At 67.9% G+C, this 14,332-nt stretch carries 12 protein-coding genes; 4 read left to right on the top strand and 8 right to left on the bottom strand.

What is annotated here, in order from left to right; translation table 11 throughout:
• Both ACEN9Q_RS08305 and ACEN9Q_RS08300 read right to left on the bottom strand, forming a co-directional pair.
• The gene (locus ACEN9Q_RS08305) at window positions 1–759 is read right to left on the bottom strand and encodes a class I SAM-dependent methyltransferase (RefSeq protein WP_495628013.1); all 759 of its coding nucleotides are present in this window, start codon (window positions 757–759) and stop codon (window positions 1–3) included.
• Window positions 749–1,240 carry a MarR family winged helix-turn-helix transcriptional regulator gene (locus tag ACEN9Q_RS08300; protein ID WP_495628012.1) on the bottom strand — a complete coding sequence of 164 codons (492 nt, stop codon included), beginning with the start codon at window positions 1,238–1,240 and terminating at the stop codon, window positions 749–751. The genes ACEN9Q_RS08305 and ACEN9Q_RS08300 overlap by 11 nt, the downstream gene beginning before the upstream one ends.
• A 437-nt stretch (window positions 1,241–1,677) precedes the next feature.
• Between ACEN9Q_RS08300 and ACEN9Q_RS08295 the strand changes: the two genes are divergently transcribed.
• Window positions 1,678–3,225, top strand: coding sequence for a hypothetical protein (locus ACEN9Q_RS08295; protein WP_495628011.1), 1,548 nt, complete (start codon window positions 1,678–1,680; stop codon window positions 3,223–3,225).
• Between the two features lie 48 nt (window positions 3,226–3,273).
• Here ACEN9Q_RS08295 and ACEN9Q_RS08290 read toward each other — a convergent pair whose 3' ends face one another.
• Window positions 3,274–4,509 carry an MFS transporter gene (locus ACEN9Q_RS08290; protein WP_495628010.1) on the bottom strand — a complete coding sequence of 412 codons (1,236 nt, stop codon included), beginning with the start codon at window positions 4,507–4,509 and terminating at the stop codon, window positions 3,274–3,276.
• 89 nt (window positions 4,510–4,598) lie between these two features.
• Between ACEN9Q_RS08290 and ACEN9Q_RS08285 the strand changes: the two genes are divergently transcribed.
• On the top strand, window positions 4,599–5,390 hold the full coding sequence (locus tag ACEN9Q_RS08285) for an AraC family transcriptional regulator (RefSeq protein WP_056445334.1): 792 nt from the start codon (window positions 4,599–4,601) through the stop codon (window positions 5,388–5,390).
• Window position 5,391: 1 nt separating this feature from the next.
• Here the strand turns inward: ACEN9Q_RS08285 and ACEN9Q_RS08280 are convergent, their stop codons facing one another.
• Window positions 5,392–6,000 carry a GNAT family N-acetyltransferase gene (locus ACEN9Q_RS08280; RefSeq protein ID WP_495628009.1) on the bottom strand — a complete coding sequence of 203 codons (609 nt, stop codon included), beginning with the start codon at window positions 5,998–6,000 and terminating at the stop codon, window positions 5,392–5,394.
• A gap of 96 nt (window positions 6,001–6,096) precedes the next feature.
• On the bottom strand, window positions 6,097–6,555 hold the full coding sequence (locus ACEN9Q_RS08275) for a nuclear transport factor 2 family protein (RefSeq protein ID WP_495628008.1): 459 nt from the start codon (window positions 6,553–6,555) through the stop codon (window positions 6,097–6,099).
• 247 nt (window positions 6,556–6,802) lie between these two features.
• On the opposite strand from ACEN9Q_RS08275, the gene ACEN9Q_RS08270 reads away from it, so the two are divergent.
• Complete coding sequence (locus ACEN9Q_RS08270; RefSeq protein WP_495628007.1) at window positions 6,803–9,310, top strand: glycoside hydrolase family 31 protein; 2,508 nt, start codon at window positions 6,803–6,805, stop codon at window positions 9,308–9,310.
• On the opposite strand, the gene ACEN9Q_RS08265 is transcribed toward ACEN9Q_RS08270, so the two are convergent.
• Both ACEN9Q_RS08265 and ACEN9Q_RS08260 read right to left on the bottom strand, forming a co-directional pair.
• The gene (locus ACEN9Q_RS08265; RefSeq protein ID WP_495628006.1) at window positions 9,294–10,745 is read right to left on the bottom strand and encodes a Ppx/GppA phosphatase family protein; all 1,452 of its coding nucleotides are present in this window, start codon (window positions 10,743–10,745) and stop codon (window positions 9,294–9,296) included. The two genes, ACEN9Q_RS08270 and ACEN9Q_RS08265, sit on opposite strands and share 17 nt — an antisense overlap.
• A gap of 74 nt (window positions 10,746–10,819) precedes the next feature.
• On the bottom strand, window positions 10,820–12,499 hold the full coding sequence (locus ACEN9Q_RS08260; protein ID WP_495628005.1) for an alkaline phosphatase family protein: 1,680 nt from the start codon (window positions 12,497–12,499) through the stop codon (window positions 10,820–10,822).
• A gap of 119 nt (window positions 12,500–12,618) precedes the next feature.
• Here ACEN9Q_RS08260 and ACEN9Q_RS08255 point away from each other — a divergent pair, with 119 nt between their 5' ends.
• Window positions 12,619–13,332, top strand: coding sequence for a hypothetical protein (locus tag ACEN9Q_RS08255; protein ID WP_495628004.1), 714 nt, complete (start codon window positions 12,619–12,621; stop codon window positions 13,330–13,332).
• Window positions 13,333–13,351: 19 nt separating this feature from the next.
• Here ACEN9Q_RS08255 and ACEN9Q_RS08250 read toward each other — a convergent pair whose 3' ends face one another.
• Complete coding sequence (locus tag ACEN9Q_RS08250) at window positions 13,352–14,275, bottom strand: LysR family transcriptional regulator (RefSeq protein ID WP_056445314.1); 924 nt, start codon at window positions 14,273–14,275, stop codon at window positions 13,352–13,354.
• Window positions 14,276–14,332: the final 57 nt, after the last annotated feature.

Below are 14,332 nucleotides of genomic sequence, written 5' to 3'. Positions count from 1 at the left end.
TTACAGCGTCCCGATGCGCATATTGATGGGCCAGCGAACGGTGCGCCTGATGTTCGGGTCGCCCCACGCATCCGCGATGTCGTTGGCGAAGTCGATCAGCAACCCTTCCTTGCCGGCCTCGCGCGCGCTGCGCACGGCGGACCAGGTCAGCAGATAACCGATGAATTCGTTCAGGTGCCAGTCGAGGCGGATGTCGAGCGCCGGCGCGGCGCTCTCCGCGAACGGAAAATCGATGGTCGCATACCCCGTGTCGACCAGCTTGCGCTCCGGCGGCCAGTACGGGCCGATCTCGTCGCGGTAGAACGTCTGGAAGCGCGCGTCGAAGCGCGCCTCGAGCGTCAGCACGCCGTAGCTGATGAGCGCAACGACCGCGCCCGGCGTGCCGACCCGGCGCACCTCGCGATAGAACGCCGGCAGGTCGAACCAGTGCGCCGCCTGGGCCGCCGTGATCAGGCTCACGCTCGCATCCGGCAGCGGCAGCCGTTCGGCCGGCGCGCAGCGATACTCGATGCGCGCGTCCGGCGTGGCGTTCGCGATCTGGTCGGCGCTCGGGTCGAGGCCGACCACCTTGTCGAAATGCGCCGCCAGCAACCGGGTCAGCTGGCCGTTGCCGCAGCCGACGTCGACGGCGAGCCGGCGCTCGGGCGCCTTCGAGGCGAGGAAGTCCGCGAGCCGCGGCGGATACTCGGGACGGAACCGGGCGTACGCGCGGCCGCCCTCATCGAACCAGTTGCGTGACTGCGAATGGTCAGTCGGCATGCACATGCTCCTTTTTCAGTCGGGTCTTGGCGGCCGTGACGCGGGCCGCGAATCCTTCGCGCTCCAGCGCCGCGGCCGCGGCTTCGAGCGCGCGCCGCAACGGATGGCCGATTTCATCCTCGAGGGCGGCGATCGCGGCGAACGTCGCGGTCCAGTGGCGTTCGAGCCGGGCGACCAGCGCGCGCCCGGCCGCGGTGAGGCGGATGCCGCTCTTGCGCGCATCGTCGACGGCGTGGCGCGCGATCAGGCCGTCGTCCTCCAGCAGCGCCACGGTCTGGCTGATCGCACCCTGCGTCAGATGCGTGCGCGCCGTGATGTCGGTGACGGTGCGCGCGCCGGCGTGCAGGGCGCGCAGCACGGGCGTGTAGCGGGCGCGGTAGCCGGGGCTCAGCGCGCGGTAATGCTCCTCGGCCCCGTGTTCCACGAGCTCGCCCACGTAGCGGAGCAGTTCCCCGAGGCCGGGATTCGATCTGGTGTCCATGTCCGCATAATACATTAGCGCTAATGTAAATTCAATGCCTGCGCATGAGGCGGCATATCGCCGCGCCGGCATGTCGGTTAGTTGCAGGATTTCGAACCGAGCGGGTATCGGCCGCTCATGGTCCGCATCCCCGATCGGTGCCTTGCCCAAGGAGAACGGCCAGTATGTCGCCGCCTTTGCCGGCGGCGGTGGAATGGCGGCGTTATCGCGATAATCGTATGTCGACGCCAATTGTTTTTCGAACTGAGACCATTATAAAAAATTTTCTATCGGAATTTTTCGATAGTCCTTGTATCTTTTATCGCACACAAAAAAATATTCTGCGATCGGCGGATTGATTAGGCAATAGACTGACGCTGAACGAATTTAAAAATCTCGGTACATAAAATTATTTAGACTGCGCAATAGTTACTCTTCAATAAAATGAGGAGCCGTTTATGCATCGCGCTTATGCGCTCGCCGTTTCGGAAATTTCTCTCACGAAGCATGGAGTGAAAATGAAATCGCATATCGAGACATGGCTGCTGTGCGTTATCGCAAGCGTATTTTTGTTCGGCTGCGCATCGGATCGTCCATATCGAACGCGGCTGGTAGATGTTGGCGACGTCGAATGCCCGCTCCATTCTGCCGGAACGCTTGAAAGGTGCTCGAATGTCACGCCCGAGACGGGGCAAGGTTATGAACTTCATTTCGTGGAATTCGACGATCAGGGCTGGATGCCAACGCTCGACAACGAATCGCCGACTGCGGGAAATACATCACAAAACCAGATCGATCATTTGATGAATCGCCTGGACAAATTACTGGATGAAAATAGCAGCTACCTGAACATCATTGTGTACGTCCACGGGTGGAAACATGACGCCCGCAGCGACGATAGCGACGTGGAACGTTTCAGGCAAGTGCTGGCCTCGGCACGAACGCTGGAGAGAGGCGGCAAGGACAATCCGAGAAAAGTGGTCGGCATCTATGTCGGTTGGCGCGGAAAATCGTGGAACCTGCCAGGACCGCTGATCAATCTCAGTTTTTGGTCGCGGAAAGCGGCCGCCCTGCGGGTTTCCCACGGAACGGTACAGGAACTCTTTGCCCGCCTGCGGACCGTTCAGCAATATTACAATAGCCGTACCGCCAGCCCCGACTGCGCGACACCCCGGGAAGGGAGGTTGACGACCGGCGGCTGCAGGGTGCGGACATTGATGATCGGGCACAGCTTCGGCGCCTGGATCCTGTATTCAGCAATGTCCGGGCAGATCATGGCGACGCTGAACGCGGAACGGGACCTGGACGCGCAACTGGATCAGCACGGAAAGGACGATACCACCGGGCGGGAACATGCAGCGAAAGGCATCGCCAACCGGCGTCCGGCAGAAATGATCGTCCTCATCAACCCAGCGTTCGAAGCGGTACGATATCAGCCCGTCCATCAGGCCGCGATCAATTACAAGAACCGGGTCGCGCAACCGCCGATACTCGTCACGATCACGTCGACCGCCGATCTCGCAACGAAAGATGCGTTCCCGGCCGGTCGTTTTCTCAACAGCATCTTTGAACGCCCGGTCACTTCCGAAGAACAGAATGAAGCCATGACACACACGCATGGCCATATCGAGCTGTATCAAACCCATGAATTAATCAGGATCGCTTCCGAACCGTGCCCGGGCTGGCAAAAACCGGGGCCGTTGAGTTCCAGCGACAAGGACCAAATCCTGAAGAACAAGGCAATCGAAGTCGAAAATTCCGCGCGGTTTTTCAACCAATACACGCAGGACAACGGTTTGCTGAGGCCGTGGGTCCGGGATTTTTGCGGCGGCGTGCGACTCGTCCAGCTGAAGCAATCGGACCCCAGGCAAAATCGCGACCCTAATTCGCTGGTATGGAATATACGAACCGATGCCAGCCTGATCCCCGGACACTCTGAAATCATGGGGGACGAGTTTCTGGAATTCGTCCGGCAGTTGTATGACGATACCGAGCTCCAACACTGACGGGGTCGCGCGCCTGCGCGCGACGACCGCGCGGATGCCGAACACCAGTCAGGCGTTCTGCAGGCGCGCCCCGCGCGTCCCGCCGCCGACGCCCACCGCCGTCGCGATCGCCAGTGCCTGGAACAGCGCGATCCCGGCGAACACCCAGCCGGGATGCCCCGCGTCCATCACGAGCCCGAACATGGCCGGTCCGACGGACAGGCCGCTGTCGAGACCCGAATAGACGACGCCGTACACGCGCCCGGTGGCGTTCTTCGGCGCGGCCGCGCGGATCATCAGGTCGCGCGACGGTCCCGCCACGCCCGAGAAGAAGCCGATGAGCGCCATCAGCGGCAGCGCCAGCCAGTCCGGCACGACGGCCGCGCCCAGCAGCAGCGCCAGCGCGGCGGCCACGGCGAAGGCGATGGCGACCGTGCGGTCGTGGTCCTGGCGGCCCGCGCCGGTCGCACGCACGCCCACGAAGCCGCCCAGCAGCATGCCGACGGCGGACGCCAGCATGTATGCGGTGTACGCGCCGGTCGCCAGCGCGCGCGAGATGCCGTACAACTGCATCAGGCCGATCGACGCGAACGCCTGGATGCCGCCCAGCGACACCGCCGTCAGGAAGAAGAACGCGAAGCACATCCACACGGCGCGCAGGCGCAGGAAGGACAACGTGCCGGCGCCCTCCCCGGCGGCGTCGATGGACGCCGCGGCCGGCTTCGGTTCCGGACGCAGGTGCGCGCGGTTCAGGAACAGGATGCCTAGCACGCAGAACGGCAGGATCGCGGCGTACGCGAGCGCCATGCGCCAGCTGGACAGCGCGGCGACCGTCGTCATGAACAGCGGCGCCGCGGCCCAGCCGATATTGCCGCTGATGCCGTGCACGGAAAAGCCGTGCGCCAGGCGGGCGCGCGAGACGCGCTGGTTCAGCAGCGTGTAGTCGGCCGGGTGGAAGATGCTGTTGCCGACGCCGGCCAGCAGCGCGCCGGCCATCAGCGCCGCGTAGCTGCCGGCCGCCGACAGCACGAGCGCCGACACGCCCAGCATCGCCATGCCGAAGAACAGCACGCGGCGCGCGCCCACGCGGTCGACGACGAAGCCGGCCAGCGCCTGGCCGACGCCGGACACGACGAAGAACGCCGTCAGCAGCAGCCCCAGCTCCGCATAGCTGAGGCCGAACGCGGGCTTCAGCCAGGGAAACAGCGCGGCCAGGATCAGGTGATAAAAGTGCGACGTGCCGTGGGCCAGGCCGACCAGGCCGATCACGCGCGCGTCGCTGCGCAGGGTGCTGTCTTGGGACATATTGACTCCAGAAGAAAAGACCAGTGTAGGCAAACCGACCACGTCTGAATTACGATAGCAGGACAAAATTTGTCGAGAACCGGACATCCATGAGCATCCCCGTCGTGCACCATACGCAGCCCTTGCCGGACTGCTTCGATCCGACGCCCGAGCGCCCCGTCACCTTGACGGCGCGCGACCTGGAAGCCGCCGACAACGTGGCGCCCCATACGCATCCGTTCGGCCAGCTCACGTATGCGCGCGAGGGCGTGATCCGCCTGACGGCGGCCGGCAGCAGCTGGATCGTGCCGCCGTCGCGCGCCATCTGGACCGCGCCCGGCGTCGTGCACGAGGTCACGGTGCTCGAACCCGTGCGGCTGCGGCCGGTGCGCATCCACGCCGCGCGCACGCCGTTCCCCGGCGAGGATTGCCGCGTGCTGGACGTGTCGACCCTGCTGCGCGAGCTGATCCTCGCGCTGGAACAGCTGCCGCCGTTGGCACCGTCGGCGCGCGCGAGCCTGCTGTCGGAACTGATGCTGGACGAGCTGGCGCGCGCGCCCGCGCTGCCGATCCGCGTACCGCTGCCGCGCGACAAGCGCCTGCAGAGCCTGTGCGAGCGCCTGCTCGACGAGCCCGGCGCCGCGCACACGCTGGCGGACTGGGCGCGCCAGGTCGGCGCGTCCGAACGCACGCTGGCGCGGTTGTTCGAAAAAGAGCTGGGGATGCCGTTCAGCCAGTGGCGCCAGCAGGTGCGCCTGGCGCATGCGGCGCCGCTGATCGCGCGCGGCATGCCGCTCGCGCGCGTGGCGGAACAACTGGGCTACACGAGCCAGTCGGCCTTTTCGCACATGTTCCGCAAGACGTTCGGCTGTTCGCCGTCGGCGTTTTTCGCGCAGCGCTGATTCAGGCCGGCCCGGCCGCGCCCAGCCGCCGCTCCAGGCGCGCCCGGACGTCGGGCCAGTCGAGGTCCGTCACGGCGAACAGCACGCTGTCGCGCACGTGTCCGGTCCACGTCACGCGCTCGCGGCGCAGCACGCCTTCGCGCACGGCGCCCAGCCTGGCGATGGCGGCCTGGCTGCGCACGTTGCGGGCGTCCGTCAGCAGCTCGACGCGGCGCATGCCGGCGGCGAAAGCGTGGGCCAGCATCAGGTATTTCGCTTCCGCGTTGACGAGCGTGGCGCGCGCATCCGGGTGCACGAAGGTGCCGCCGATCTCGACGGTCTGGCGCGTGGGCTTGATGTTCAGGAAGCTGGTGGTGCCCACGATGGCGCCCGTCGCGGCATGGCGGATGGCATACGCGATCCAGCCGCCCTGCGCGACCTGGCCGTTGAGGGCGCGCCAGAAGGCGTCGAAGTCAGCGCCCTGCCCGTTGATCGCGAACAGGCGCCACGCGTCGGGATCGCAATCGAGCGCGGCCCGGACCGGTTCGCGCAGCGTCTCGTCGAACGGTTCCAGCCGCACGTGCCGGCCCGCGAGGGCGATGTTGTTCAGGATAAGCGGATCGGCCGTCATGGGCATGCGAACGAAGTCGAAGTGCCGCATGATAACAGAATGACAAAACGAAACGGCCACGCCCGGGGGCGCGGCCGCGTGCCTGAAGAATGAAGGTCAATGGATGGCCGGACGCGTTGCGCCCTTGCCGGCAGCCGCGCCGGCGCCGGCGCCCTGCGGCCGGTAGGCCTGCGCGGCCCTGTAGGTATCGTCGTATTCCTTGAAGCTGGCGATCTTGCCGCCGGCGACACGGAAGACGTGGCACCAGTCGCTGCTGAACTCGGCACCCGTGGCCTTGACGGTGAACGTGCCGTGCCCGAGCACGATGACCTGGTCACCCTGGCCGATGAACTGGTCCGGCCTGAATTCGCGCGGCTCCTGGCATTCGGCCATGACGCGGAAGAAGTCGGCGACCTGGTCCACGCCGCGGCGTTTGCCGGTGAACGGGATGCCCTCCACTTCGGGCAGCTCCCACTCGATGTCCTGCGCGAGCAGGCCGATGAGGCGCTGGATGTCCCCTTTGTCGTAAGCGTCGTACGCCTGTTTGAGCAGGCCGATGTTTGCTTGCTCGTTCATGATCCTCTCCATGAATATCCGATGATCGGACTTCCAGTATCGCCTCCGGCCAGTGGAATGCAATGGTGGGCGGGCAAGCGTGCAAATTAGGCGCGGATCATGAACGCTTGACGGCTGTGTGCACAACGCCCTCCCGCTGTTGCGTGAAGGCGGCAATGGTCGAGCCGGACATCGATTGTATTTGATATATAATAAACAAACGATACTTTTGCCAAACCCCTTTCCCCACCCGATCCCTGGAGCGACGATGAGATTTCGCTTGTACGCCTGCCGGCTTTTGTTCCCACTGCTGGCCCTTGCCGGTCACGCGGCCGCCGCGTCGCTCGAGCAGATACGCACGCGTCCCGACGGCGTCGAGGCCACCCTCGACGGCACCCGTTTGCGCGTGCTGTTCGTGACAGACCGCATCGTGCGCGTCAGCGCCACGCCCAATCCGCAGTGGTCCAACCGCACGAGCATGATGCGCGTGCCGGTGCGGGAGAAGCCGGGGCCCATCGACGTGACCCGGGACGCCTCTGCGCTGACCTTGCGCTCGGCCGCGCTGTCGGTCACGCTGGACCGCGCCAGCGGCGCCCTGACCCTGCGCGACCGCGCCGGGCGGGTGTTCCTGCGCGAAGACCCGACGGCGCCGCGCAGTTTCACGCGCACCGACGTGATCAAGTCGGTGCCGGATCCGGCCACCGTGCGGTCGGTGCAGACCGTGGACGGCGAGCGCCAGCAGGTGGGCGCCTACCGCCAGGCGAAGGACCGCGAAGCGTGGCGCGCGCAGGTGCGCTTCAGGTTGAGCGACGACGAAGGGCTGTATGGCCTGGGCCTCGACGAAACCGCCGACCTGAACCTGCGCGGCACGAGCAAGCGCCTGTACCAGCACAACCTGCGCGTGGTCGTGCCCTTCCTGGTCTCCACCCGCGGCTACGGACTGCTGTTCGACAGCTACAGCGCCATGACGTTCGCCGATGGCCCGACGGGCACGTCGATCGGCAGCGACGTCGTCGACGACCTCGATTACTACATCGTGCTCGGACCGTCGATGGACGGGGCGATCGCCGGCTTCCGCCAGTTGACCGGCGCCGCCGCGATGCTGCCGCGCTGGGCCTACGGCTACATCCAGTCGAAGGAGCGCTACACGACGCAGCAGGAAGTGGTGGACACGGTGCGCCAGTTCCGGGAGCGCAAGATTCCCCTGGACCTCATCGTGCAGGACTGGAACTACTGGCAGCCCGGCCGCTGGGGCAGCCCGGTGCCGGACCCGGAGCGCTACCCGGACATCCAGGCCATGACGTCCGCCGTGCACGCGCTGAACGCCAAGGTCATGATTTCGATCTGGCCCAACCCCAGTCCGCTCGATCCGCCGGGCCGGGCCATGCAGGACCGCGGCTTCTTCAGCAGCGGCAGCGGCTACGTGGACTTCCTGCGGCCCGACGCGGCCGACTTCTACTTCGACCAGGTGTGGGACGTGCTGGGACGCCATGGCATCGATGCCTGGTGGACCGATTCGACCGAACCCGAAGTGGCCGACTGGAACGGTGCGGCGCGCGCCGCCGGCGCCGACCAGCAGAACATCGATGGCCTGGCCAGGGTGATCGATCCCGAATGGTTGAACGCGTATGGGCTGGCCAACTCCCAGGGGCTGGCGCGCTTCTGGCGCCGCCGCGCGCCGGACAAGCGCACCGTCGACCTGACCCGCTCCGGCTATCCGGGCAGCCAGGCCGTCGGCGCCGTCATCTGGAGCGGCGACATCTCGGCCAACTGGCGCACGCTGGCCCGGCAGGTCGCGACCATGCAGCGCTTCAGCGCGTCGGGCCTGCCGAACGTCACCTTCGACATCGGCGGCTTCTTCGTGAAAGGCGGCGGGCAATGGTTCCGTCAAGGCGACTACCCGCAAGGCGTGGACGACCTCGGCTACCGCGAACTGTACACGCGCTGGATGCAAGCCGGCGCCTTCATGCCGATGTTCCGCAGCCATGGCACGGACACGCCGCGCGAGCCGTGGCAGTTCGGCGCGCCGGGCACGCCTTTCTACGACGCGATCCTGGCCGCGATCCGGCTGCGCTACCGCATGCTGCCCTACCTGTACTCCGAGGCCGGCCATGCCTACCTGGACGGCGGTTCGCTGATCCGTCCGGTCGCCTTCCGCTATCCGCAAGACCTGCGCACGCATGACCTGAAGGGCGAAATGCTGTTCGGGCAGGGCATCCTGGTCAGCCCGGTCGTGGCGCCCATGTACTACGGGGCCAATTCCACGCCGGTCGACGGGCCCAGGACGGCCCGGGTCTATCTGCCGCGAGGAACCTGGTTCGACTTCTGGACCGGCGAGCCCCACCGGGGCGGACGGACGATTACCGTCGATGCGCCGATCGACCGCATGCCGATCCACGTGCGGGCCGGCACCGTGCTGCCGTTGGGCCCGGTCAAGCAGTTCGCCGACGAGACCGTCGACGCGCCGATCGAGGTGCGTGTGTATCCGGGCGCAGACGGCACGTACACGCTGTACGACGACGCCGGTGAAGGCCATGCGTACCAGGACGGCGAATACGCCGAGATTCCCCTGCGCTGGAATGATGCGGCCCGCACCCTGACCATCGGCGCGCGCCGGGGCCATTATGCCGGCATGCAACGCGAGCTCAAGTTCAAGCTGGTCGTCGTCGGCCCGCATGCGGGACATGGCCTGGACGATGCGCCGGACGCCACGGCCACGGTGACGTACGGCGGCGCTGCCGTCCGGATTCCGCTGGCGCCTACGTCGTCACGCTGAACGGCACCCCGACGTCATCCCAGGCCGACGCTTCCTTTTCGAACCACGCGGCCACGGTCGGATGCTGGCGCAGCCAGCCGCGCGGCGTCTCGATGTCGATGCGGCCCTTCATGCGCAGGCGGACGGCGTCGACGTCGTCGTCCACGCGCGCATGCATGAACACGGCCGCCAGGCGCAGCGCCAGCACGGCCTTGGCCAGGTCGGGCACGCCCAGCACCTCGCGCACCTTGCGCAGGTTGCCCTTCTGGCCCAGCACGATCAGGCTCATGAGGCGCTGTTCGCGCGCCGTGAAGCCCGGCAGGTCGGCGTGCTCGACGATGTACGCGGCGTGCTTGTGCGCGCCCGTGTGCGACACGGATTGCCCCACCTCGTGCAGCAGGGCGCTGCGCAGCAGGTGGTGGACGACGCCCTCGTCCTGCGGCGACAGCTTGTCGAACAGCTTCTTCGCGATGGCGGCCGTGCGCGCGGCGCGCTCGATGTCGACGCCGAAGCGGCGCATGCAGTCCTGGATGGCCAGGTCACGGCGGTCGTGGCGGTTGGCGCGCAGTTCCAGGTCGGACAGCACCCCGAGGCGCAGGCCGGCGTTAATCGCCGTCATGGCGGGCACGCCCAGTTCCTGCATCACGCCGATCAGGATGGAGAGACCGCCCGTCATCACGATCACGCGCTCGCGTTTCACGCCCGGCAGGTCGAATGCGTCGACGTGGCCGAGTTCGATCAGCCGGTCGCGCAACGCCAGCAGGCTCGCCAGCGACATCGTACCGTCGCCGAGCCGGTTGCGCGAAATCACTTCGTGTATCGCGCGCATGGTGCCCGAGGAGCCGTAGACGGCGTCCCAGCCGTGCTTGCGGTACTGGTCGGCCGCGTCTTCGAACTGGGCACGGGCCGCGTTGACGGCCGTCTCGAACGCGTCCGCGCTGATGTGGCCGCCGTGGAAATACGCCGCGCTCTGCGGATGCGTGCCGATGCTGAACGATTCGACGATGTGGATGTCGTCGCCATGCGCCGCGATGACTTCGGTGGAGCCGCCGCCGATGTCGATCACGAGCCGCCGCTCGGCGCGCCGGCCCAGCGCGCGCGCGACCCCCATGTAGATCAGGCGCCCTTCTTCCTCGCCGGAAATGATCTCGATGGGATGGCCGATCGCCTCTTCCATGCGCGGCAACACGTCCGCGGCATTGCTGGCCACGCGCATCGTGTTGGTCGCGACGACGCGCACCGCATCGAGGCGGAACTGGCGCAGGATGCCGCTGAAGTCGCGCAAGGTGCGCAGGGCCGTCTCCACGGCGGCGTCGCCCAGTGCGTTGTCCGGACCGAGGCCGGCCGCGAGGCGGATCGGGTCGCGCGCCGTGCGCACGATGTGGATCTGGCCCGCGATCGGCTCGCCGATGTGGAGGCGGAAGGAATTGGAGCCGAGGTCGACTGCTGCGTACATGGATGGGCCCGGAGGAAGTGTCGTTGACCGCAGTATAGCGGCCAGCGGGTCCGCCGCGTCGCCCGGCGCCGCCGTCAACGCAGCGCCTCGGTCAACGCGCGCCCTTCCGCGCCCGCCGGACGGCGCACGTGCAGGATCTGCGCCAGCGTCGGCGCGATGTCCACGACCTCGGCATACCCGGCCTGCTCGCCCGGACGGATCCAGCGCTTGCCCATGATCAGCAGCGGCACCGACGTGTCGTACTGCCAGGGCGTGCCGTGGCTGGCGCCCGACGTGCCGCTGCTGAAGATCGTGTACGGCGTCGTCACCACGAGCAGGTCGCCGGACAGCGCGCGGTTCCAGGCCCGCTGCATCAGCGTGCCCAGGCGCGACTTCGAGGCGACGCCCTGCTCCAGCTGCGTGCGCGTGAAGACCTCCGCAATGCCCGGCTGCGCGAGCAGGAAGCGGGCGGCGGCGTTTTCCACGTCGGCACGGGCGAGGCCGCGGCGCTCGATGGCGGCATAGTCCAGGTGGATCTCCGGCAACAGCGACGTCTTGACCAGCCTGGCGACGCCGAAACGCTCGGCCAGCTGGGCGTCCAGCGTGTCCAGCAGCGCCTTCGGGTTCACGCGCAGCGCGTCCGCGTGCTGCGTGCGGGCGAACTCGGCCGTGTTGGCGAAGCCGTGGTCGGCCGTCAGCACGACGAGCACATTGTCCATGCCGACGCGCTTGTCGAGGAACGTGAAGAACCGCGCGATCTGGCGGTCGACCTGTTGCAGGTGGTCGTGCGACATGCGGCTTTCCGGGCCGTAGGCATGGTTCACGTAATCGTGGCCGGACAGGCTCACGCCCAGCAGGTCCGTCGCACCGGTCGGATTGCTGCCCAGCCGTTCGCCGTCCACGGCGGCCTCGGCGAATTCCAGCGTCAGCGCGTCGACGGCCGGGCTCTTCTTCAGGCGGACGTAATAATCGGCGGCCGGCTTGCCGCTGTCGCTGTAGAACGTGAACGGGAAGCGGTTCGGACTGGAGGTCGTCGCGGCCGGGTACGGCGCGTCGTCGGCATAGGCCTTGTCGTCCAGCAGCGGCGTCCACGACTTGGCGTAGTAGCGGTCCTGCGGCTTCGCGGCGCGGAAGCGTGCGGCCCAGGCGGGATACTGGTCCATGTAGTATGTGCTGGTGGCGAAATCGCCCGTCTTGTCCATGTACATGTACGCCGTGCCGGTCTTGCCGGCGAGCAGGATGGCGCCGCGGTCCTTGCCGGACACGGTCACGACCTTGCTGCGGTTGCCGCTCGCGTAGCGCAGCTGGTCGCCGAGGGTGTCCACGCGCAGGTTCGCGGGCGACGTGCCGTCGTGCGCGTCCGTGTCTTCGTCGATGTAGTGGTAGCGGGTGTCCTCGGTGCAGTAGACCTGCCGGCCATCCGGCGCGATCCAGTTGTTGCCGATGATGCCGTGGCGGTAAGGATAGGCGCCCGTCAGCACGGCCGAGTGGCCGACGGCCGTCACCGTGATGCCGTGGGCCTGGTGCGCGTCCGTGAACGACGCGCCCTGCTCCAGCAGGCGGCGCAGGCCGCCGGGGCCGAACTGGTCGCGGTAGCGCTGCACCTGCTCGGACGGCAGGCCGTCGATGACCATCACGACCACCAGCTTCGGCGGTTTCACCTGCGTTGCGACAGTCGCCGGTCTGGGGGGCTGCGCGGCGGATGCGGGCCCGGGCAGCCACAGCGTGGCGCACGTGATCAGGGTGAGCGAAGTCTTCAGCCAGGAGGGTCGCATGCGGTCGGTCTTTCGGTCGGGTTGCGGGTTATTGGCAATCGTACATTGTATGAAGGCTAAATGTCAGTGGCGTGACAGTGCGTGAGCTTTGCGCCGGATGCGCTTGCTAGAATCGCCGGATGCTCATCACCACTGTCCGTCCGGGCCGGCGCGGCCCCGCGCTCGGCTGGGGCATCAGCCTGCTCGTCCACGCGCTGCTGGCCGCGTGGCTGCTGCACGCGCCGCCGCCGCGTCGGGACGACGGGCCGTCGACGACGCGCATCGACTTCGTGCTCGTGCCGGCGCGCGCCGTCCCGCCCACGTCCGCACCCGCGCTGGCCCCGGCGACACCGACGCCAGCCGCTCCGCGGCAGCGGCGCAAAATGGAACCGGCGATGCCGCGCGCCGCCGTCGCGTCCACGACACGTGCGGCGCCCGCAGCCGTCGCTGCGCCCGTGACCGCTGCCGCGCCCGCACCCATCGTCGTGTCCGCGACCGCTGCCGCGCCAACGGCCGGCGTCGTGCCCGCGACCAGTACCGCGTCCGACGCCCTCGCCGGCACGGCGGCCGCCGCCGCACCGGCACCGCCGGACGACGCGTCCGCCTTCGACATGGCCGCCGCCCGCGGCATGGCCCGCGCGGCCGCGCGCGAGGACGGCCGCGGTCTCGTCGCGCTGCCGAAACGGCCGCCGCCCACGCTCGATCCGGGCCGCGAGGCGCGCGAGGACCAGTTGGCGCGCGGCATCGCGCGCAGCAGCCGCAACGATTGCCGCACGGCCTACGCGGGCCTGGGCCTGCTGGCCGTCCTGCCCTTGTTGAAAGATGCCGTGACGGGCAGCGGCTGCAAGTGGTAGCGCGGCCGCGCGGCCGGCGTCAGCCGGTGAAGTGCGCGGCCAGGCCCAGTTCGCGGAACCGCTCGACGACGAAGTCGACGAACACCCGGGTCTTGGCCGGCAGCAGGCGCCGGCTCGAATAGTAGAGGAACAGCGGCCCCGTCTCCGCATACCAGTCCGGCAGGATGCGCACCAGCCGTCCATCGGCCAGCAGCGGCCCCGCGTGCGGCGCCGGCAGCAGCGCGATGCCGAGTCCCGCCGCAGCGGCGTGCGCCATCGCTTCCGGATCGTCCAGCACGGCCACGGGCCGGCATTCGTACGGCGCCACGCCGCCGGCGTCGTCGCGCAGGGTGAGCGCCTGCAGCCGGCCGGAGCGGATCGAACGGCGCGCGATGCCGTCGTGCGCGGGCAGGTCGTCGGGATGCCGCGGCGTGCCGCACCGCGCCAGGTAGTCGGGCGACGCCGCGAGCACGATGCGCACGCGCGCCAGCTCGCGCGCGACGACGCCCTGCGGCAGCTCGACGCCGCCGCCGATCGCCACGTCGAAGCCTTCCGCGATCAGGTCGACCTGGCGGTTATCGAAATGCAGGTCGGGCAGCACCTCGGGATAGCGGCGGCGGAATTCCGCCAGCATCGGCACGAAATGCATGCGCCCGACGGCCGGCGCCATCGCCACCTTCAACGGTCCGGCCGCGTGGTTGGCGCCCTGGCGCACGACGGCCATCGCGTCCTGGATGCGGTGCCACGGCTCGGCCACCTCGCGCAGCAGTTGCTCGCCCTCTTCCGTCAGGCTCAGCTTGCGGGTGCTGCGCCGGAACAGGCGCACGCCGAGGCTCGCCTCCAGCCGGCCGACGTTCTTGCTGACGCCCGCCGGCGTGAGGCCGAGGCGGCGCGCGGCGGCGGAAAAGCCGCCGTCCTCGGCGCTGTAGATGAAGGAATCAAGGTGGACGAAAGCGTCGCTCATGGCGGACCTTTAACCTGTAGTTGAAAGTCTTATGCGTTCTGGCCGGCTAGTTTGAAC

The sequence above is a fragment of the Massilia sp. Masssp93 genome (assembly GCF_059491295.1).
The sequence above is the reverse complement of the archived record's forward strand: the minus strand, read 5'-3'. Positions and strand labels throughout refer to the sequence as shown.